Annotated in this window: 20 protein-coding genes; 6 read left to right on the top strand and 14 right to left on the bottom strand. The window is 55.1% G+C overall.

Annotated elements, in window-relative coordinates; all coding sequences use genetic code 11:
• Positions 1-38 precede the first annotated feature (38 nt).
• Positions 39-1,322: a histidine-type phosphatase gene (locus AC1MDE_RS22360; RefSeq protein WP_479403210.1), complete on the top strand. Its 1,284-nt coding sequence runs from the start codon at positions 39-41 to the stop codon at positions 1,320-1,322.
• On the opposite strand, the gene AC1MDE_RS22355 is transcribed toward AC1MDE_RS22360, so the two are convergent.
• Complete coding sequence (locus tag AC1MDE_RS22355) at positions 1,306-2,217, bottom strand: LysR family transcriptional regulator (RefSeq protein WP_058960280.1); 912 nt, start codon at positions 2,215-2,217, stop codon at positions 1,306-1,308. The two genes, AC1MDE_RS22360 and AC1MDE_RS22355, sit on opposite strands and share 17 nt — an antisense overlap.
• A gap of 132 nt (positions 2,218-2,349) precedes the next feature.
• Between AC1MDE_RS22355 and AC1MDE_RS22350 the strand changes: the two genes are divergently transcribed.
• Complete coding sequence (locus AC1MDE_RS22350) at positions 2,350-3,030, top strand: SDR family NAD(P)-dependent oxidoreductase (protein WP_058960281.1); 681 nt, start codon at positions 2,350-2,352, stop codon at positions 3,028-3,030.
• Positions 3,031-3,092: 62 nt separating this feature from the next.
• Here AC1MDE_RS22350 and AC1MDE_RS22345 read toward each other — a convergent pair whose 3' ends face one another.
• Complete coding sequence (locus tag AC1MDE_RS22345; RefSeq protein WP_480345090.1) at positions 3,093-4,016, bottom strand: LysR family transcriptional regulator; 924 nt, start codon at positions 4,014-4,016, stop codon at positions 3,093-3,095.
• Between the two features lie 102 nt (positions 4,017-4,118).
• Between AC1MDE_RS22345 and AC1MDE_RS22340 the strand changes: the two genes are divergently transcribed.
• Together AC1MDE_RS22340 and AC1MDE_RS22335 are read left to right on the top strand one after the other, a co-directional pair.
• The gene (locus AC1MDE_RS22340; RefSeq protein ID WP_479400253.1) at positions 4,119-4,940 is read left to right on the top strand and encodes an MBL fold metallo-hydrolase; all 822 of its coding nucleotides are present in this window, start codon (positions 4,119-4,121) and stop codon (positions 4,938-4,940) included.
• 4 nt (positions 4,941-4,944) lie between these two features.
• Positions 4,945-6,279, top strand: coding sequence for an amidase (locus AC1MDE_RS22335; protein WP_480345089.1), 1,335 nt, complete (start codon positions 4,945-4,947; stop codon positions 6,277-6,279).
• 36 nt (positions 6,280-6,315) lie between these two features.
• Here the strand turns inward: AC1MDE_RS22335 and AC1MDE_RS22330 are convergent, their stop codons facing one another.
• From AC1MDE_RS22330 to AC1MDE_RS22315, 4 genes are all read right to left on the bottom strand, one after another.
• Positions 6,316-6,723, bottom strand: coding sequence for a DUF2000 family protein (locus AC1MDE_RS22330; RefSeq protein ID WP_045833270.1), 408 nt, complete (start codon positions 6,721-6,723; stop codon positions 6,316-6,318).
• 34 nt (positions 6,724-6,757) lie between these two features.
• Complete coding sequence (locus AC1MDE_RS22325; RefSeq protein ID WP_058960339.1) at positions 6,758-7,615, bottom strand: AraC family transcriptional regulator; 858 nt, start codon at positions 7,613-7,615, stop codon at positions 6,758-6,760.
• Positions 7,616-7,643: 28 nt separating this feature from the next.
• Positions 7,644-8,930 carry an SLC13 family permease gene (locus AC1MDE_RS22320; RefSeq protein WP_480345106.1) on the bottom strand — a complete coding sequence of 429 codons (1,287 nt, stop codon included), beginning with the start codon at positions 8,928-8,930 and terminating at the stop codon, positions 7,644-7,646.
• A gap of 102 nt (positions 8,931-9,032) precedes the next feature.
• Positions 9,033-9,932, bottom strand: a complete 900-nt coding sequence (locus AC1MDE_RS22315) for a LysR substrate-binding domain-containing protein (RefSeq protein WP_480345088.1) — start codon at positions 9,930-9,932, stop codon at positions 9,033-9,035.
• A 98-nt stretch (positions 9,933-10,030) separates the two neighbouring features.
• Between AC1MDE_RS22315 and AC1MDE_RS22310 the strand changes: the two genes are divergently transcribed.
• Complete coding sequence (locus AC1MDE_RS22310; RefSeq protein ID WP_480345087.1) at positions 10,031-10,801, top strand: HalD/BesD family halogenase; 771 nt, start codon at positions 10,031-10,033, stop codon at positions 10,799-10,801.
• Here the strand turns inward: AC1MDE_RS22310 and AC1MDE_RS22305 are convergent.
• The 8 genes from AC1MDE_RS22305 to AC1MDE_RS22270 all read right to left on the bottom strand — a co-directional run bounded on the left by AC1MDE_RS22305 (position 10,786) and on the right by AC1MDE_RS22270 (position 19,167).
• Positions 10,786-11,874 (bottom strand): DUF2817 domain-containing protein, encoded by a 1,089-nt coding sequence (locus tag AC1MDE_RS22305; RefSeq protein WP_480345086.1) that lies wholly within the window; start codon positions 11,872-11,874, stop codon positions 10,786-10,788. The two genes, AC1MDE_RS22310 and AC1MDE_RS22305, sit on opposite strands and share 16 nt — an antisense overlap.
• A 24-nt stretch (positions 11,875-11,898) precedes the next feature.
• Entirely contained in the window at positions 11,899-12,669 is a 771-nt protein-coding gene (locus AC1MDE_RS22300; RefSeq protein WP_058960289.1) for a transporter substrate-binding domain-containing protein, read from the bottom strand.
• Positions 12,670-12,850: 181 nt separating this feature from the next.
• Positions 12,851-13,714, bottom strand: coding sequence for a PfkB family carbohydrate kinase (locus AC1MDE_RS22295; protein ID WP_058960290.1), 864 nt, complete (start codon positions 13,712-13,714; stop codon positions 12,851-12,853).
• A gap of 2 nt (positions 13,715-13,716) precedes the next feature.
• Positions 13,717-14,574 carry a MurR/RpiR family transcriptional regulator gene (locus AC1MDE_RS22290; protein WP_058960291.1) on the bottom strand — a complete coding sequence of 286 codons (858 nt, stop codon included), beginning with the start codon at positions 14,572-14,574 and terminating at the stop codon, positions 13,717-13,719.
• Positions 14,574-15,545, bottom strand: a complete 972-nt coding sequence (locus AC1MDE_RS22285) for an ABC transporter permease (RefSeq protein ID WP_160867125.1) — start codon at positions 15,543-15,545, stop codon at positions 14,574-14,576. The genes AC1MDE_RS22290 and AC1MDE_RS22285 overlap by 1 nt, the downstream gene beginning before the upstream one ends.
• 31 nt (positions 15,546-15,576) lie before the next feature.
• Positions 15,577-17,079 (bottom strand): sugar ABC transporter ATP-binding protein, encoded by a 1,503-nt coding sequence (locus AC1MDE_RS22280; RefSeq protein ID WP_479400259.1) that lies wholly within the window; start codon positions 17,077-17,079, stop codon positions 15,577-15,579.
• A 16-nt stretch (positions 17,080-17,095) separates the two neighbouring features.
• Positions 17,096-18,136 carry a sugar ABC transporter substrate-binding protein gene (locus AC1MDE_RS22275; RefSeq protein WP_097118840.1) on the bottom strand — a complete coding sequence of 347 codons (1,041 nt, stop codon included), beginning with the start codon at positions 18,134-18,136 and terminating at the stop codon, positions 17,096-17,098.
• Between the two features lie 50 nt (positions 18,137-18,186).
• Positions 18,187-19,167, bottom strand: a complete 981-nt coding sequence (locus AC1MDE_RS22270) for a TIM barrel protein (protein ID WP_058960295.1) — start codon at positions 19,165-19,167, stop codon at positions 18,187-18,189.
• A gap of 249 nt (positions 19,168-19,416) precedes the next feature.
• Here AC1MDE_RS22270 and AC1MDE_RS22265 point away from each other — a divergent pair, with 249 nt between their 5' ends.
• Positions 19,417-20,178 carry an alpha/beta hydrolase gene (locus AC1MDE_RS22265; RefSeq protein ID WP_058960296.1) on the top strand — a complete coding sequence of 254 codons (762 nt, stop codon included), beginning with the start codon at positions 19,417-19,419 and terminating at the stop codon, positions 20,176-20,178.
• Positions 20,179-20,181 lie beyond the last annotated feature (3 nt).

Genomic DNA, 20,181 nt, shown 5'->3' with positions numbered 1-20,181 from the left:
GGTTCTGCATAAACGCCCTATTTCGTATAAGGATCACGATGAACCTTCGTAGAAATCACTTTGCCGCCAGCCTGTTGATAGCCGGTGCGTCCTGGTTTAGCGCCCTACCGGCACACGCTGAAGCGCAGTATCAGCTGGAAAAGGTCGTGGAACTAAGCCGACATGGTATTCGCCCGCCCACGCCCGGCAACCGCAAAGAGATTGAAGCGGCGACCCAGCGCCCGTGGACCATCTGGACCACACACGATGGCGAGTTGACCGGGCATGGCTACGCTGCCGTGGTGAACAAGGGGCGCTGGGAAGGCGATCATTATCGTCAGTTGGGTTTATTGACGTCAGGCTGCCCACAGGCACAAGAGGTGTATGTTCGCGCCAGCCCGTTGCAACGCACCCGCGCCACTGCCCAGGCGCTGGTGGATGGTGCATTTCCAGGCTGTGGCGTTACGGTGCATCACGTGGCGGGTGAGGATGATCCCCTGTTCCAGACCGAAGCGTTTCCGGCTACCGATACCGATCCCGCACAACAACTTGCCGCCGTGACCGCTACGACGGGGAATCTGGTCGCACGTCAGCAGGCGCTACAACCTGCCGTTCAGGCATTAAAAAGTGCTGTCTGTCAGCCAGGCAGCGATTGCTCGGTCTTTGACAAACCGTGGCAGATCAAGCAGAGCAACAGCGGCAAGACCTATGTGCAGGGATTGAGTGTTCTTGCCAGCATGGTGGAGACGTTGCGTCTGAGCTGGAGTGAGAACCTGCCGGCAGATCAACTGGCCTGGGGCAATATCACCCACTCTACACAGATAACCGCTGTATTACCGCTGTTAACCGCTAATTACGACCTCAGTAACGACGTGCTGTATACGGCGAAAAAGCGTGGCTCCATTCTGCTGAATGAAATGATTCAGGGTGTTGAACAGGGTGTCAGCCCCGTTTCAGATGCCGTGCCGGATGCACGCTGGCTGCTGTTTGTCGCACATGACACTAACATCGCGATGGTGCGCACGTTGATGGGCTTCACCTGGACTTTGCCGGGCTACACACGCGGGAATATTCCGCCCGGCAGTAGCCTGGTGTTTGAACGCTGGCGCGATAAGCAGAGTGGCGAGCGATGGCTGCATGTTTACTTCCAGGCACAAAGCCTCGATGACCTTCGTCATCTGCAGTCTGTCGATCAAGCGCATCCGCTGTTGCGTGAAGAGTGGCGAACCCCTGACTGTCGGGTCACCGAGGTGGGTACGCTGTGTCCAATGGCATCCACGTTAGCAAAATTCGGTCAGCAACTTGATCCTACCGCCATTACGCCGATCAATTACGCGCCATAGCGCAAATTTGTTTCACCACGCCGCGCAACCAGCGATGCGCGGCATCATTCTCCAGTCGAGGATGCCACATTTGTGACACGGTCATTTCCGGCGTCGCAAAGGGCAACTCAACCATCGCTAACGCCTGACTGTTAGCGATCAAAGGGTGATGTGCAACCAGCGAACGTGGCACCAGCGCCACCCAATCCGAATCGACCACCAGCGCCACAGCGGCAGAGAAAGCCGGCACAACAGCAACAACCTTGCGCTGCAATCCGGCTTGCTCGATGGCGTCATGGATCGGTCCACCCCGTTCTGCGCGACGAGACGCCACAATATGGCCAAATCGGGCCAATTGGGTGATGTCCATCTGCTGTGTCAATGGATGGCCCGCGCGCACCACGCCGACAAAACGGTCACGAAACAGCGCTTGCAAGCGGATTTCTGGCCCCATATTGCCGAGCACGCCAATCTCTAAATCAATACTGCCTTCACGCAGTTCGCGGTCACTTTTATCCGGTTTTGCCACGAAGACCAACTCGACCTTCGGTGCCTGCGCGGTCACAGCAGCAATCAACGCACTGCCAAACGCTTCGATAAAACCTTCATTGGTGCGCAGCCTAAAACAGCGATCCAACTCGGCCAAATCGAGGATTTCAGCATCCGGGCTGAGCACCGCGTGCGCTTCTTGCAGCGTGCGGTGAGTCCGTTCGCGTATCGCTTCAGCATAGGGGGTTAGCACCATCTGCCGACCAGCCCGCACCAATAACGCATCGCCAGTCACATTTCGCAGACGGCCCAGCGTGCGGCTCATCGCCGATTCGCTCAGGTTGAGTTTGCGAGCGGCACCCACCACGCTGCCGGTAGTGAGCAGCGCATCAAGCGCCGTGAGTAAATTCAGATCGGTGGTGTTCATGGTCATTATCCTGCTGGATGTCGGGTGACATAACAAGGCGTTTGGTGCATGTTACCACTGCATAGGCTGCGTGTTCCGCCTCCCCTCACTCCGCGCTAGACTTTTCTTAAGAACTCAACTGAGGAACACAGGATGAAAACATTATTGATTGGCGCGTCACGCGGGTTGGGATTCGCACTGGCAGAAACCATGCTACAGCGAGGCTATCAGGTTGTGGCCACCGGGCGAGCCCATTCTACCGATAAACTGGCGCAGCTGGCTGCGTGCTATCCGCAACAGCTGACGGTAGAAACGGTGGATATTACGGACCCCGAGCAGGTTCGCGCTCTGCATCAACGCCTGGCGGGCACGGAGTTTGACATGCTGTTCGTCAATGCCGGGGTGAAAAATGACGATCGGGAAACGATAGCCGACGTTTCGACCGAGGAGTTCACCCGTGTGATGGTGACCAACGCGCTCAGCCCATTACGCGTGATCGAGACATTCAAAGATCGGGTCAGCCCCAGCGGCACGATTGCCGTGATGTCCTCCGGTCAGGGCAGTCTGACCAACAACACCAATGGCAACTACGAGGTGTATCGCGGTAGCAAAGCAGCCTTGAACATGTTTATGCGCAGCTTTGCCGCCCGTCATCAGGATGCGCGCACACTGCTGTTGATGGCGCCGGGTTGGGTGCAAACCGATATGGGCGGGCCGGAAGCTCGCCTGACCATCGATGAAAGCATCCCCAATCTGCTCAACACGATGGAGGCGTATGCGGGCCGCAGCGGGCTGCATTATCTCGATTATCTGGGTCGCGTCGTGCCCTGGTGATGTTTTCTGTTGGCCGTCCTCCTGTGAATCGCTGCCAACGCACGAGCGGCCTAAACGCCGCATTAAATTTTTCGCAGCAGCAGTTGTCGCAATGTCTCGCGCAGCCAGCGGTTTGCCGGATCGTCTTGCTGCGCGTTGTGCCACAACAAAGACAGTTCATAATCCGGCATTTCAACCGGCACGGGCGCAGCATTTAAGCCATAGCGTTGGCACCACGCGGGAGCCAGCCCCTGCGGTACAGTGGCGAACAGCGGCATCTGCTGCAGCAGCAGCGGTAAGCTGGAAAAGTGCGGCGTGACATAGCGTACACGTCTGGATTTCCCCAGGCGCTGCAGAGCATGGTCAAGGGCACTTTCGCTGGCGCCGCGATAAGACACCAGCGCATGCTGATGACCGACAAACTGAGCTAGAGTAAGGCGTTCCATTGCAATTTGCTGGCGGCTCCACACAGTGCGAAAACCCGCCGGGCCGATTTTCTCGCGGGTTAAGTCACGACTAACTTCATTCCCAACGGTGATCACCACATCCGCCTGCTGCTGCTCCATTAACGGAATCGCCTGCCAGGGATCGGCAGCGACGACATGAATATCCACACCGGGCGCGGCAGTGGCAAGTTCCGCTAACAAATCAGGCATCAACCACTGTTCCAGCCAATCGCTGATGCCAATGCGAAAACGGCGGTTATCACGCTGTGGATCGAATGCATCGGGCGTGAAGATCACCCGATGCAGCCCCTGCATCAGCGGTGCGAACTGCTGAACTAATTGTTCGGCACGCGGCGTCGGTGTCATGCCGTATGACGTGCGGATAAACAGCGCATCATCGAACATTTCACGCAACCTTTTCAAAGCGGCACTCACCGCTGGCTGGCCGAGGTAAAGGCGATTGGCGGCCTGCGTGACGCTGCGTACCTCGTACATCACCATCAACACCACCAGCAGATTGAGGTCGATACGAGAGAAATCATTTTCATTGATGTTGTTCATGATTTTAATCGATTTAAATAATGTTTTCCGCCTCAGTATAGTGACTTTCAACTTACTGTCACGGGCGCTGTTAAACGCGTCCTCTATCAAGTGGAGCACAGCATGAACATTCAGATAGGAGAATGCCGGGTTGAAAAAATCACTGAGCAGCGCGCCGCTTTTCCATTTGGGGCGTTGTTTAAGGCACATCGTACTGAGATGAGTGACGCCTTTGCCGAACAGCCGGCTGAAGTGTCGATACACAGCTGGGTGGTGCGTACCGCTGATCACACTATTCTGATTGATACCGCATCCGGCAATGGGCGCAATCGGGATAACAAACCGTTATTCCATCAACTGAATACGCCTTATGTCGAGAATCTGGCTCGGGCGGGCGTTGATCCTGCTGAAGTGACATTGGTATTGATGACGCATATCCATACCGATCATGTTGGCTGGAATACGCACTGGGTGGAAGGTAAGTGGCAACCCCTGTTCCCCAACGCGCGTTATGTCTGCTCGGCGGTGGAATTGCAGCACTGTCAGGACGATCCCGCCAGTCAGGAACTGTATCGCGACAGTATTCTGCCGCTGATCGAACGCGACCAGCTGCAGACCATCAATGTGCAGGATTCCCCGCTGTTCGCCGGAGTGCTGCGCTACATTGCCACACCGGGTCACAGCATCGATCACGCATCGATTGTGCTGGAAAGCCAGGGCGAGTATGCGATTTTCCCGGGTGATGTGATGCACCATCCGGTGCAATTTCAACACCCGCATTGGAACTCGCTGTTCTGTGAAGACCTTCCGCTCGCGATGGCTGCACGTCAACGCGTTATAGACTGGTGCCAGCAACATCAGGCAATCTGGTTCAGTTCCCATTTCCACAGCAGCTCTTTGGGCCGTGTTACGCCTGATGGGCAATGGAGTCCAATCGAGGATTGACCGGATGCAATACGCTGACTATCTCACCGCGTCGCTCAGCGACTTAAACCAGGCACTGCAATGCGGTGACGTCACTGCACGCGAGCTGACCGACTATGCACTGCAACGCATAAGCGAGGCAGACCAGCCGCGCTACAACGCCATCACCTGGCTGTTTGCTGATGAGGCGCGTGCAGCAGCAGAACGGAGTGATAAACGCCGCCAACGCGGTGAGGCGTGGGGTCCGCTGGAAGGCGTACCGGTGCTGATTAAAGACAATATTGAAGTGCGCGGCTGGCCCACCAGCGCTGGTTCGGTGATGTTGCGCGACGTCATCGCTGATAACGATGCTCCGCTGGTCACCACACTGCGCAATCAAGGCGCGATTTTGATCGGCAAAACTGCGATGCATGAACTGGCTGCGGGCATTACTGGCGCCTCATCGCTGAGCGGCTTTACTCACAATGCCTGGCTGCAAGGACGTTCACCGGGCGGATCGAGCAGCGGCTCTGCAGTTGCCGTTGCCGCCGGTTATGTGCCGCTCGCCATTGGCAGCGACACAGCAGGTTCGGTGCGTATACCTGCCGCGTTTAATGGCCTGTTTGGCTTACGCATGACGCGAGGTGCACTTAGCACATCGGGCATCGTGCCGCTGTCGCCGACGCAGGATATCCCCGGCCCGCTGACACGCAGCGCGGCCGACCTGCGCATCGCCAGCGAAGTGCTCAGCGGCAAGACGTTTGCTACGGAGGGAGAAGCATTACGGGTCGGCATCTGGCATGAGGGATTTGCCGCTGATGAAGATGAGATTAATCAGGCGGTGCAGGCTGCCGTGGCTGGGTTCGCGCCTGCCACGCTGAGTTGGCCAGAATTAGAGACGTTAGCGGCTGATGCCAATATCATCGGCTATGAATTTGCTGAAGCGCTGGCGAAGTATTTAGCCGATAAGCCGCAGGCGCAGTTCCATACCTTGCCGGATATCGCTGCATCCGGGCTGTATCATCCTCAGCTCGAAACCGTGTTAAAGACCCGCGCGGTACATCCTGGCACGGCCAGCGAAGGTTATGCACGGGTGCAGCAGCGCCAACATGATCTTTACCAGCAGTTGGTGGCGATGTTCGACCAGCACAACATTAACCTGCTGGCCTACCCGGTGGTGCGCCGTGCGCCAGTCAAACACGGCGAGATGCAGGAAGGCAGCAATGCGCTGGTTTCCGCAGTGACTGGCGCGCCAGCTATCTCTATTCCCGCTGGCCTGAGCGACGACGGGTTGCCGATTGGCGTCGAATTGCTGGCGCTACGTGGCCGGGAAGATTTGTTGTTGCGCGCGGCTGAAATCATCGAGCTGCGCAGTCGCTAAAGAAATAAATGCGGTCGCCACAGGTGGCGATCGCTTTCACCCATGCAGTGAAAGCCCTTTAATCGCCTTATCCACTGCTTTCTTTGGCCCACGAATCGCGATGCCGACCAGGTTCAGGTTGTCGGCATCTTCAGCCATGAATACCTCGCGGTTGGCGGCATCATGTCCGGTGGCGAACATCGCTTCCACATACGGGATCACCGTCAACTCCCGTTCCAAACCCTGGCGATGCGCCCGTTGTAAACCCGTGACATCACCCGCAAACACCAGCATCGGCTGGCCTGCCATATTGCCGTATTGACGGCCCTTCGCATCCACATAGGGTTCGCCCATCATGTCAGGCGCGGCAGAAGCAATGCCGGTGGCGAGAAAGGCCACCACATTCAGGCGCTGCCAGGTGGCTAAATCATCACGAACAATCAGGGCGATTTTGGTATCAAACATCTTCAACTACTCTCCGATGAGGTCTAAAACACCATCATCTAAGAGTCGCGGGGGTGGGATATAGAACGTTTGTGCACTGACGTTGATAGGAGGCCGGTGTCATGCGGTAGGCGCGTTGGAACCAACGCCCTAAATGGCTCTGATCGGCAAAACCAACCTGAGCGGCAACCTGCACCGGCTCAATGCCCTGCGCCAGCAGCACACGTGCGCTGCGCAACCTCAGTCGTACCAGGTAGGCATGCGGTGACTGACCAAACGCCTGCTTAAACTGACGCGTCAGCTTAAAGCGATCGATGCCCGCCAGCCGTGACAGCTCATCCAGCCCTATATCCTGCGCCATAAAATCGTGCAGATAGTCGCGTAAAAGTTGCATATGCTGCATCGCTGCACCTGATTGCGCACTGGGTTTGGTTTCAAGATGGCGGGAAAGCATCGTCATCAGATGATCGAGGCTTTGGTCGCGCGCCAGTCGCCCTTCACTGTGATGCACTGAAAACCACGCCTGCTGGATGGCACTGGCCAGCAGCGCATCATCATTTAACGTGTGGCGAAACGCACCTTCGATGTTGGAGACATCGCCCAGACCGCGTCGCTGCATCATCTCTGCCACCCAACGCTGCGGCAGATATAGCATGGTGTAGGTGAAACCCTCATCGTTAGGGGCGTGGCCGTCATGCACCGCGCCCGGCTCAATCAAAATGGCGCGGCCCGGCGTGCTGGTGTGCAAAGCACGATGACAATTAAAACGCTGTAAGCCTTGCTGCGTCACGCCCACCAATAATTCGTCGTGATCGTGCGGATCGTAGGCGTGTCCGCGAAAATGCGCGTTGACGCTTTCGATACCGGTTTCGTCATCGCGACGAAAATCGACCCAATCATTATTGGCTGACATAACGGCGTGCTCAGGCAGTGAGGGAAAGTCAGGCATAGCCTAGCAGCCTGAACCAGAGATAATCCAGTGGTAACAGCAGCAGCACGCTGAAGATAAACACCAGCACGCACAGTTGCAGGCCCGCTTTGGCAGGCACATTACCCAGCCCCATCGCCACCACCACTGGCGAAGCCTGATAAGGCAACAGCGGCGTCGCGTAGGCAAACACCTGCATCATGACGACGCTCATCAGAGAAAAACCGGATGCGGTTGCCAGCTCTTGCGCGATCGGCGTCACCATCGCTGGCACGCCGTTGGCGGTCAGCACAAAGTTGAGCAGCGAGACCAGCGAGTTAAGCACCGCGAAATTACCAAACGAAGCGTGATCCTGCAGAGGCAGCACGCTGAGCAGCAAATTGGCAATCAGTCGGCCAAGTCCTGAATCCACCACCACTGTCGCCACCCCGAGAATACCGGCGATATAGATACAGGTGCGGAAATTAACCCCGCTGGCGAAATCATCACTTGAGAGAAAGCCGATGCGCGGCAGCAGACAAATACAGGCCGCCGCCAGACCAATCCATGCAGCTGGCAAGCCGTGCAGGCTATCGGTCATCCACAGCAACAGAGTGATAGCCAACAGGCCCATCAACCGCCATTCGCTGCGGCTGAGCGGCTCAAGTTGATCGCGATGGCGCACGGGCTGAGGTTGCGCGCGGAACAGAAACAGAATAGCGGCTGCAAGTACCATCCCCTTGCCAATCCCCACCACCGGCATATGCAGCAGCCACCAGGGCAGCCACTGGAGATGGATCTGATAGGCGTTTTCAGCAGCGCCGCTGAGCACCAGATTGGGCACGTTAGCCGGTAAGATGCTGGCGGAGAGCTGGAAAGTGCCAAAACCCACCGCCAGCGCCAGACCAATGCTGCCACGGCTCCCGGCTTTAATTCCGGCCCGTTCACCCAGCGCCAGCACAACAGGCATTAACAGTGCGATGCGCCCCATATTGGAAGGCATCACCAATGCCAACAGATAGGTCAGCACCAGGGTACCAACGACCATGCGCGGCCAGCTCTGACTGAGTGGCACCACCAAATAGTTAGCCCAGCGCTGCGCAAGCCCGACTTTGCGGATTGCCGCGCCTAACACAAAACCGCTCAATACCAACCAGAAGGCTGAAGAGGCAAATCCGCTGAAGATGGTGCTGGTCGGGGCGATGTTCAGCAGCGTGGCGGCGGCAAAAAACAGCAGCGCGGTGAGATATTCCGGCAGGCGTGCACTTGCCCACAGCAAAATGGTGATGGCTATGACCAACGTGGTAAGCCAGAAATGCATATCTAAAGTCACTGACTGAACTCCCTGTCTACGATCCGTCGCACAAAGCGGATAAGCATAGTGCAATCCACGGTGTGCAACGCTGAGTCAGTTAACAGTTTGTTAAATTGCTAGTTGTCCGAGCCAGTTTATTAACGCTTCGCTGCCCGGCTGGCTGCGCGAACGCTGAGGCCAGGCAAGAAAATAGGGTTTACTTAATGGCAGGCTTAACGCATCAACCATAACCAAATCCCCTCGCGCCAGCTCAGCGGCAATCAGTCTTTTCTGCCCTAACAGCAAACCCGCCCCTGCCACCGCAGCATCTATCGCCAGGGAGGTGAGATTGAAGCTTAACGCGGGTTGAGGCGCAGGTTCCGCCATCCCTTTCGCCTGATACCAGCTGCGCCAGTCGGGCAAAAAGCGCCCTTCGTTGCCCCAATCAAGATGGATCAATGGAGCCTGTTGCAACACGTTTTCTAATGGAAACTGCTGCAACAGCCTGGGACTCACCACGGGCACCACCTCATCCAAAAACAGACGCTGCTTATCAAGCTGAGGATAGCGATCCTCACCAAAGCAGATCACAAAGTCAGCAGGGGTGGCATTAAAATCCACCTGCGCATGAGTGCCGTGCAGCGATAAATCAATATCAGGGCAGTGAATGCGCCACTGCGCAATATTGGGCAGCAACCACTTCGAAGCCAGCGCGGGCAGTGAATAGAGCGTTAGCTTGGGCATCGTCGCCACATGACGCAGGTTTTGCTGCCCGAGATGAAGAATGTCAAAAGCTTCCGTCACATAGCGCAGATACTCTTTACCGGTTTCGGTCAGCATGACCCCGCTCTGCGTACGCACAAACAGCGCGCTGCCCAACTGTTCCTCTAGCTGGCGGATCTGCTGACTTACCGCCGCAGGCGTCAGCGCCAGTTGCGCGGCGGCTTTTGCTAAACTGCCCAATTCCGCCGCCACTTTAAATGACTGGATAACGCTGATTTTCGGTAAACGCGGTGACTGTGCGGGCATTAAAGTTTCCTTAGCAGGGCATTAAATTTATATCGTTACGCACTAACATATCAGTGAGTTACTGTGATAACACACCTGTCACAATGAGAACTGCTGCTATGACTGCTCTGATTCGTTTCGATTTGCATCCACTGGCCGACGCCGACTGGCGACGTGAATGCCGTGAACAGCTCAACCAGCATGGCGCGCTGGTCCTGCGTCAGTTTTTACAACACGACGCGCTGCAAAGCATCATTGCCGAAGGAAACGCTCAGCGCCATCTGGCCTATCACACCCTCAGCAAGCATAACGTCTATCTGATGAAGAAAGACGAGGCGTATGACGCTGACCATCCGCGCAATCGTGATGTGATCAGTACCAAAGGCTGTATTACCGACGATGTGATTGCCGCCGAATCGCCGCTGCGCCAGCTGTACAACGACGAACTGTTTAAAAGTTTCCTGTGCGACGTGCTGGGTGAAACCGCGCTCTATCCTTACGCCGATCCGCTCTCTTCCATCAATCTGCATTACGCGCCTGATGGTCAAGAGCTAGGCTGGCACTTCGATAACTCCTCCTTCGCCATCACCCTGCTGGTACAGAAACCCCGCGCCGGCGGCATATTCCAGTATGTGAAGGATTTGCGCGATGCCGATGCGGGAGAGATGAATTTCGAAGGCGTTGCCGCGGTGCTGGATCAGCGCCAGCCGGTCGATGCGCTGGCGATTGAAGCGGGTGACTTAGTGCTGTTCCGTGGTCGCAACTCAATGCATCGTGTGACGCCAACCGAAGGCGACATCACACGCATGCTGGCAGTGCTGGCGTACAACACACAGCCTGGCATCGCTCTGTCGGAAACGGCGCGCATGACTTTTTATGGTCGGTTGTGATCGGCGTTCAACAAACCTTGCCAGCCGCGTACAAATATCTGCTGGGTCCGAAAAGCCAGCAGATCGCGCCAGTCGCGGTCTGCTGGCCAGAAACCTTCCACCAGCTCATGCTTTAAGGCGCGCCCTGAATCACTGGCCGGTTCACCTTGCAGATGCAACCAATGATCGTCACGCACGCGACGATGCATCTCTTCGCCGGGATAGGTTCCGCACTCCACCACCAGTGGCAAAATATGCGTCTGCGGCAGTGATTCCAGCAGGAACTGCGACAGATAACCCGTTGCGGTCGCGGTCACTCCGGTGACACTGTCACGACCTGCACCGGTAAACAGTAACGTTAACCACTCGCCATACAGTGATTTTCCCCACTGATGCGCAGCGACTTGCTGCTCAGCAATCGAGAGCAACATTGGATGCCCCCATGCTCCGGCTCCCGTATGCAGATCGAAGCTCAGGATGGTTTTTGCCTGCGATAAATGGTCGGCGATGATGGTTTGCATGGTGCGATAAGACCAGCTCGGTTGCTGTCCACCGTAGAAGAAGCCGTCAGCGAATTGGTATTGCCCGGCCTCCACTACCCGTTTCACCGCCAGCCAACCTGCGCCGTTAAGGGTTTCAGCTAATAGCCCATCAGCTTGAATCCGATCGCCGTGGTAAATCCCGTGCCATGACGGGTAATCCGGGTTGGCAGGTGCAGGCTGAGTGAAATCGATGAAGTTGCGATTAAGATCGATGTTGTCTTCGTTGACGCGCCGCAAATGGGCTGCTCCCCAGGGATTCAACAGGTGCAGCAGCACAATCGCGGTGTCATCGGGCAAAGCAGTCAGACTGAAGCGATTGAGCCACTCAATCTGACTGTCCGATCCGTAGTAGCCCTCCACCCCATGCGTGCCCGAGATGATCATCATCAATTTGCTTGCACCGGGATCGCCAATGACGGCGACATCGGTATAAAGCGTTTCACCTTGTGGGCCCGGCAGCGGATGCGGATATGAAGTCAAAGCGCCGTGTTGGCGCTCGACTGCCGCAAGAAAGCGGGCACGTTGGGACGAATAATGCGGCAAATCTGACATGCTGTTTCCTGTAAATAAAGGCGCTTACGGATAGACCTTGAACTTGAAATATTTTTTCGCCAGCTGATCATAAGTGCCATTGTTGTGCAGTTCGGCCAGCGCATCATTGATCAGTTTCAGATGCACGGTATCGCCCTTACGCAGGCCAATTCCCACACCGTTGCCCAGCAGCTCTTTATCCACCAGCGTGGCTTTGATGACGTAATCTTTGCCTTCCGGCGTATTCAGGAAACCCTGATCCGCAGACACCGCATTCGCCAGAGTGCCATCCAGTCGCCCCGCGACCAGATCGGGATAGATCTCCATCTGGTTCGGATAGGAAACCACATTGACACCCTGTGCCGCCCATTTTGCTTTGGCGTAGGTTTCCTGAATGGTGCCCTGCGCCACGCCGATGTTTTTACCGCGCAGCGTGCTGATATCTTCGGTCAGGGTGCTGCTTTTTGGCGTCAGCAACGCACTCGGCGTGATATACAGCATGTTGCTGAAATCCACCTGCTCACGGCGTTTCTCCGTCATCGACATCGCCGACAGAATCGCATCAAACTTTTTAGCCTGCAGTGCCGGAATACTGCCATCAAAGCCGATCTGCACCCACTGGCATTTGACTTTTGCCTGCGCACAAATGGCGTTGCCCAAATCGATATCAAATCCTTTAAGTGAGCCATCACTGGCCTTAGATTCAAACGGTGGAAAAGTGGGATCAACGCCAAAACGCAACGTCTGCTCAGCAAACGATAAGGTGCTGAAAGCGCCCAGTGAAAGCAGTAACGCGAAGGACAAACTCTTTTTCATTGTTATCTCCAGCAGGCAGGTAAATTCATATTGGCATGGAGATTTAATAACATGACGGAAACATTACCACCACTAAAAAAATGGATTTGACGCAGAGGGAATTCTTATAAAACAGAAGGAGTTAAGCGAATTTATCTCCGGCAGTAAGAGAATCTTAATGCCGGAAATGTGAGGTGGAGTATTAAGCGATGGCAGGACGAGAAACGTGCTCTGCGGCAGCCTGATTCGCTTTCTCCGCCGCCTCAGGCAGCGAGGAACCGGACACCAGCGCCTGACTCAGCACCCCGACAAAACAGTCACCTGCGCCGTGAGTGCTGATCAGCTTCACCGGAATCGCGGGCAAACTCTGCACCGGTGCACCCAACTGGCACACCGCCAGACCGTGCTCGCCCGCTGTGACAATCACCTGCGCGAAATCTTCCGCCAGTTTTTGTGCCGCTCGCTCCGCAGAGGCCAAATCAGTGACTTCGATCTGACACATATCGCGTGCTTCCACTGCGTTCACGATTAGCAGATCAACGCAGGAGGCGAGCGCGGGTTCAAACTCGCGCGCCGGTGCGGCGTTAATACACACCGCAATCCCTTTCTGCCGGGCCTGCTGCGCCAGTTGCAGGTTCACGCTGGCGGGCACTTCGTTTTGCAACACCAGCAAGCCAGCATCCTGCCACAGCGAGTCAGGTAGCGTAGTCACATCGATATGCAGATTCGCGTTGGACACCACCACGGCACCGTAATCGCCTTCCGCATCGCTGATCGCCACACTCATTCCTGACGGCATATCCGGCAAAATCGCCACCGCATCGGTGTTGACGCCGGCATCTCGCAGCGCCGCAAGCAGAAATTCGCCCTGCGCATCGGCGCCCACTGCGCCAATAAAACGCACCGCGCCACCCGCACGTGCGGCCGCCACCGCCTGGTTGCCGCCTTTACCACCAAATTTATAGCTACAGCCGCTGCCTATTACGGTTTCGCCCTTTTCCGGGCGATGGTGGGCCGCCAGCATAATGTCGTAATGCAGGCTACCAGCGACAATAATTTTGTTCATGACTAAAAGTCCCGCAGATCCTGAACCGCACGCTGGGTTTTCATCAGATTCTTTTCCGCCAGCTTTAAATCTTTTTTGGCGATTGCCACAAACAGCGCATCGAGAATATTTAATTGCGCGATACGTGCCGCCGCATTTTCCCCAAGCAGATGCGATCCCTGAGAGGTTGATGTCAATACCACATGCGCATTGCGCGCAATTGGCGACTCGGCATAATTGGTAATAGCAATAATCTTTGCACCATTTCGTGCCGCCAGTTTAATCGGATCGTTTACTGCCCGCGTTGCCCCTGAATGACTGATGGCGATCACCACGTCATCGTCGGATAACACCGCTGCAGACATCAGCATAATATGCGCATCGTCATAAGGCGTGGACTTGATCCCGATCTTCAGCAGCTTGTGCGATAAATCCCGCGCCACGGTGGCTGAACCGCCCACCGCATAAAGATCGATATGGCGTGCTTTAAATAAAATATCGGCAGCACGATTAAACTCAGAAATATCCAGAATTGATAATGACTCTTCAATTGCCTGAATCGAGGTTCTGAATACTTTAGCCAGTAATTGTTCCGACGAGTCTTCCGGCTCAATTTCTGCATGCAAGCCAGCCACTTCAGATTGATTATAATAAATCAGTCCGGTGCGAAAATGACGGAAGCCAGTGAAGTTGAGCTTCTTGGTAATTTTCACAATCATCGCCTGTGAGACATTATTCTCTTCGGCAATTTCCTGCAGCGAAGTCTGTTCACTGATGTCGGTTCTGGCGATGATGGCTTCGGCAACACGCCGCTCCAGCGGCGTCAGCTGCGGTAATCGCATACGAATTTGAGCGCCAATGGCTCGCGGATCTTGCTTCATTACCTGCCTCTTGTCGCCCGGTCAATCAACATCGCTATGATAATGATTAGGCCAGTGGCAAGCAATTGATAAAAGGCCTGAATATTCAGCAGAGTCAAGCCATTACGTAATGCTCCGAGGATGATTGCGCCGATAATGGTGCCGACGATACTGCCTTTGCCGCCCATCAGTGAAGCACCGCCAATCGCCGCTGCCGCAATCGCGTCTAACTCCCACAAATTCCCGATAGTGGGTTCTGCTGCGCCTAATCGCCCAATCAGAATCAACGATGCCAGTGACGCTAAGGTGCCTGAGATAATGAACACCGTCACTTTGGTGCGTTTAACCGGTACACCGGCCACGCGCGCCGCTTCCTCGTTACCGCCCACCGCCAGAATATATTCGCCCAGCGGGGTTTTATTCATTACCAGCCACAGCACCAATGCAATTACCGCAACAATGATGATCGGGGTTGGAATACCGAATAGATCGCTGTTAATTAGGCTGCGAAACTCCATCGGAATGCCAAACACCGGATTCCCGCCGGTATAAATCAGCGCAATGGCGCGGAACAGCGAAAGCCCACCCAGCGTGACGATAAACGGTTGCAGTCCTGCATAGGCCACCAGCATCCCGCTGAACACCCCACATAATGCACCGATACCCAGCGTGGCCAGAATCGCCACCGGAACCGGCACACCCGCCACCATCAGGGTGGCGCCCAATACTGCAGAGAGTGCGGCGGTCGGCCCAACTGATAGATCAATACCGCCGGAAATAATCACCAGCGTCATTCCCAGTGCAATCAGCGCATTGATGGAAGATTGCTGCAAAATATTCAGCAGGTTTGGCACGGTAAAAAATACCGGCGACAGGAATGAAAATGTCACCACGATAATGAGCAGTCCGATTAAGGTGCCGGCATCGCGCAGATTGAGTTTAAATTTTGCCGACGGCGCAGCCGCTGGCTGTGTATTTGTTTGCGTCATCATAATTGTGCCTATATAGAGTGCAGATTGAGTGCTATACAGCTTCTTTAATGTCGTTAATAGCAAAGCGCGCGATGTTCTCTTCGGTAATGTCATCACCGGTTAATTCACGCGTAATTCTTCCTTCACGCATCACTAAGACGCGGTCGGATACACGTAATATCTCGGTCATTTCTGACGACACCACGACAATCGCTTTACCTTGCTGGGCCAGCTTTTCAATCAGGTTATATATTTCAGCTTTAGCCCCGATATCAATTCCCCGGGTTGGCTCATCAAATAAAAACACTTCGGCATCCGCGGCTACCCAGCGGCCAATAATCACTTTCTGCTGATTACCACCACTCAGTGTGCCGATCGGTTTTTCAATATTCAGCGGACGCAGTTTTAAGTCGGACATCACCTGCTGCGCCACCGCGTCGAGTTTCACTTTACGAATAACGCCCGCGAGCGTGAAGTTGCGCATCGACGGCAGCGCCATGTTCACTTTCACTGCACGCGCTTTGATAATGCCCTCTTTCTTACGATCTTCCGGCACCAGACCAATACCGGCACGAATCGCCGCACTGACGTTGTGATTGCGTACCGACTGACCATTGACGCGTACTTCACCCGCGCTACGTTTGTCGATACCGGCAATCAGTTTGAGCAATTCGGTACGGCCTGCGCCGACCAGACCCGCCACGCCCAAGACTTCCCCGGCGCAGACGCTAAAAGTGGCCGGTTTGATCTCCGTTCCACGCGTCACATTCTCAACCTGCAGCACTTCGCGATCGGTGGCCCATGACTGGTGCGCCTGCTTATCGATTTTGCGCCCTACCATTTTCGCGACGATGCTCTCTTCAGTCTCATCGCAAATGTTCACCACCCCGACCTGACGGCCATCGCGCATGATGGTGGCGCGATCGCAGACCTGGAAGATTTCATTCATTTTGTGCGACACATAAATCAATGAGACGCCGGTAGATTTTAGATCTGCGATCAACTCCGCCAGACGCTCAAACTCACGAGGCGTCAGGCTGGATGTCGGTTCATCCATGGCGATGATTTTCGCCTCATCCAGCAGTGCGCGCGCAATCTCCACGATCTGCTGCTGCGATACCTTGAGGTTCTTGATTGGCTCAGCAGGATTAATGCTGGGATCAAGCTGCTTCAGGATATGCGTGGCGCGTGCCAGCTGAGCGCGTTTATCGACAAACAAACCGTTGAGAGTCGTCATGGGGCGACCCAGAAACATATTCTGGGCGACGGAGAGTTCAGGAACATGCTGCAACTCCTGATGAATCATCGCGATGCCCGCATGGCGCGCACTGAGCGGATTTTTCATCTGCACTGACTCGCCGTTGACGTGGATGTCACCGCTATCCGCCGGGCGCACGCCAGAGAGAATGTTCAGCAACGTGGATTTGCCCGCCCCATTTTCCCCGATCAGCGCATGCACTTCACCCGGTCGCACCATAAAGTCCACATCCTGCAGCGCGATGGCGCTGCCGTAGGTTTTATTGATGCCGCGCATCATTAAGCGATACTGTTCCATACGCTCTCCGCCTGTGTTACTGCTGTGCCAGCAACTGGCGCAATTTGTCGTTGTCTTTGGTTGAGAAGGCATCGGCATTCTCTTTGGTGATCAGCGCCTGTGGCGTGGCAATCACACGCGACAGTTTCTGTCCGTTCACCAGACGCAACATCACTTCCATCGCTACTTCACCGGTCAGGATCGGGAAGCTATCGACGGTGCCGGTCAGTTCACCGCGTTTAATAGAAGCATAGGCATCGGAAATACCGTCGGTACCAAATACTGCGGTCTGCTTAGCTTTATTCAGCGAACGCACCGCTTCCACCACGCCGAGCGCCATGGTGTCGTTGTTGGCATAGAAACCAATCAGATCCGGATGTTGCTGCAGAATGGTCGATGCGGCGTTAAAGGCCTGCTCGCGGCTCCAGTTAGCTGGCACGCTGGCGACAATGTTGAATTTGCCATTCGCCTGCAGCGTCTCTTTAAAACCGGCAGTGCGCTGACCCGCAGCGTACACGCCCGGCTGGCCTTCAATCACCGCCACTTTGCCGCCCTGCGGATAGTGCTGAATAAACCATTTGGCGACGCGCACGCCGTTATCTTTCTGCACGTTCCCAACGTAGTACTGGGCACTTGGCACCACCGCATCGTTGACGTTCACCACGGGAATGCCTTTGCTGCTGGCGCTTTCCAGTGCTGGCTCAAGGTTGATATCGGTCTGAGGTGACACCAGCAAGCCATTAAAGCCTTGCGCAATCAGGGTTTCAGCGATGGACAACTGGCCCATTTGATCATCTTCATTCGCGGCGGCCTGGTAAGCGACGGTGAAACCATACTTCTTCGCCACGTTCTGATACCCCTCGCCGAGTGAACGCCAGTACTCATTGGTCAGCGTTTTCGACACGCCGCCAATTTTCAGCTTGCTGTCGACTTTAGGCATCGGGCCGTATTTGCTTTCCAGCTGCGTCCAGTCTGTGCGGTCGGGCTCGGAGTCAGATTTCAGCGGCGCTAAGGTAGCAGCGTGCACGCTGGAACACAGCAGTGCGGAGGTCAGTACAGAGAGTAAGAGCTTTTTCATGGTGGTAGCCTTTTTATCGTTTTATTTGAGGTGCAGGGTTACGCGCTTGCTTATTGTGCAAGCATGATGTCATTCACAATTTGCTGTGAGGCCACCGCATCCTGACGGCTAATCGCTTCTTCCAGTGCTGGGTTATTGTTGAGTTTTTCGCTCAACTTCAGCAGACGCTTCACAGTCACAATGTTGATTTCCGCTTCACGGATCGGGTCGAGGCCGCTGGCATCCGGGAAGGTGTCGAAGTAATAAGCGCCCTGATAGCCATCGCGCTGCATCTGCCACAGAAATTCCAGCGTGGCGCGCGGATTCACTGAACCCGCCATCAAGCCGTCATCGCGTTTGCCCCAGCCATCATTCAGGTCCAGTCCTAACAAGCGTGAACGACGGGCCACCATGGCTGCGGCAAACGCCGGCACTTCATTGGCAAACAGCACGTGAGCGAAGTCCAGCGTGATACCGAGGTTGGCGCATCCCGCCTCTTCCACGGCCAGCAAACAGGTGGTGGCATTCGGGAAGATGCTGTAAGCACGCGGTTCATTTGGTTTGTATTCAATGCTGACGTCGATTTCCGGCGCATATTCAGCCACTTCACGCACCGCGCTGACGGCGTCTTCCCACATCTTTTTATAGTCGGCCTGGAAGCAATAATCGAAACCGTCCTGGCCCATCCACAAGGTCATCAGGCGTGAACCAAACTCGCGGCCCGCATCAATACCGCGCTTGGTCAGTTCGATAGCTTCACGACGAATTTTGGCGTCAGGGTTAGTAAAGGCGCCAATTTTGAATTGGGGAGCATCCCAGCGCATCTGCATGCCATTGACCGCCAGGCCTGCATCAGCAATCGCCTGACGCATAGTGGGAATGTCACTGGTCATGTGCTGCGGATAGTTAAGATCGAGATGCGTCAGGCCATTCACCTTACCGGCGCGCGCAATCATCTGTAATACAGAAGGTTTTCCCTGGAGATCTGGCCAGTATAAGTGCGCCCCAGAGGCGAAAGAGTTCAAACGTGTGGCAAACTTTAATTCTGACATGAGGAAGGATCCTTCAGTGCTGGTTGTAATGTACTTTCCTTCTTCACGATTATTTGTGAAGTTATGGCATAAATTACACAAGCCAATTTGTTTAGCAAGACGGCATCGCTTCAATTTGCGAGGCCGTTCACGAAATCCTGCGATCGATCAGCGCACAGCCCTGTCATTCTTTTGTCATAACTCGCTCACCCTGCTGTCAGCGCCGTTTTCATATCCTGTGCCCGAACCTTCCTTATCTGGAGTACAAACATGAAACTGAAAAAACTGACGTTAGCAGCGGGCATTTTATTGGCGATGGCAGGCGGCGCAGCGCAAGCCAAAGCGCAGCCGGTGAAGAATATTGTGTTAGTACACGGTGCATTTGTGGGTGGTGCAGGATGGCGTCCGGTGTATGACCGCCTGACGCACGATGGCTATAAAGTGACGCTGGTGCAGGAGCCGCTGACCGGTTTCCCGGAAGATGTCACGGCGACACGCCGCATCATCGATCAGCAGAATGGACCGGTGATTCTGGTCGGCCACAGTTATGGTGGCGCGATCATCACCGAAGCCGGAAATGACAATAAAGTGGTGGGTCTGGTGTATATCGCCGCTCATGCACTCAATAACGGCGAAACCGAAGCGATTAACGGCAAAAAATTCCCCAACAGCGCGCATCCGTTTGCTAAATCCAGTGATGGCTATCTGACCATCGCGCCAGAAAATTACCACAGCGATTTCGCCGCCGACTTACCGGCTGCACAGACGGATTTTGAAGCCCACGCGCAGATGCCAACCAACGCCGCTGTGTTCACCGCCAACATTCCTGACCCGGCATGGAAGACCAAGCCTAGCTGGTACATGGTGGCGAAAGCTGACAAAATCATTAACCCTGATCTGGAGCGGATGTACGCCAAACGCGCGCACAGCCACACGGTTGAAGTCGCGGGCGCCAGCCATTCGGTGTATGAATCTCATCCTGATGATGTCGCGAAACTGATTGAACAGGCTGCTCAGCAGGCGCAGCCCTAATCC

It is taken from the genome of Pantoea folii (assembly GCF_056678875.1).
This window is presented reverse-complemented; position numbering and strand designations above follow the sequence as displayed.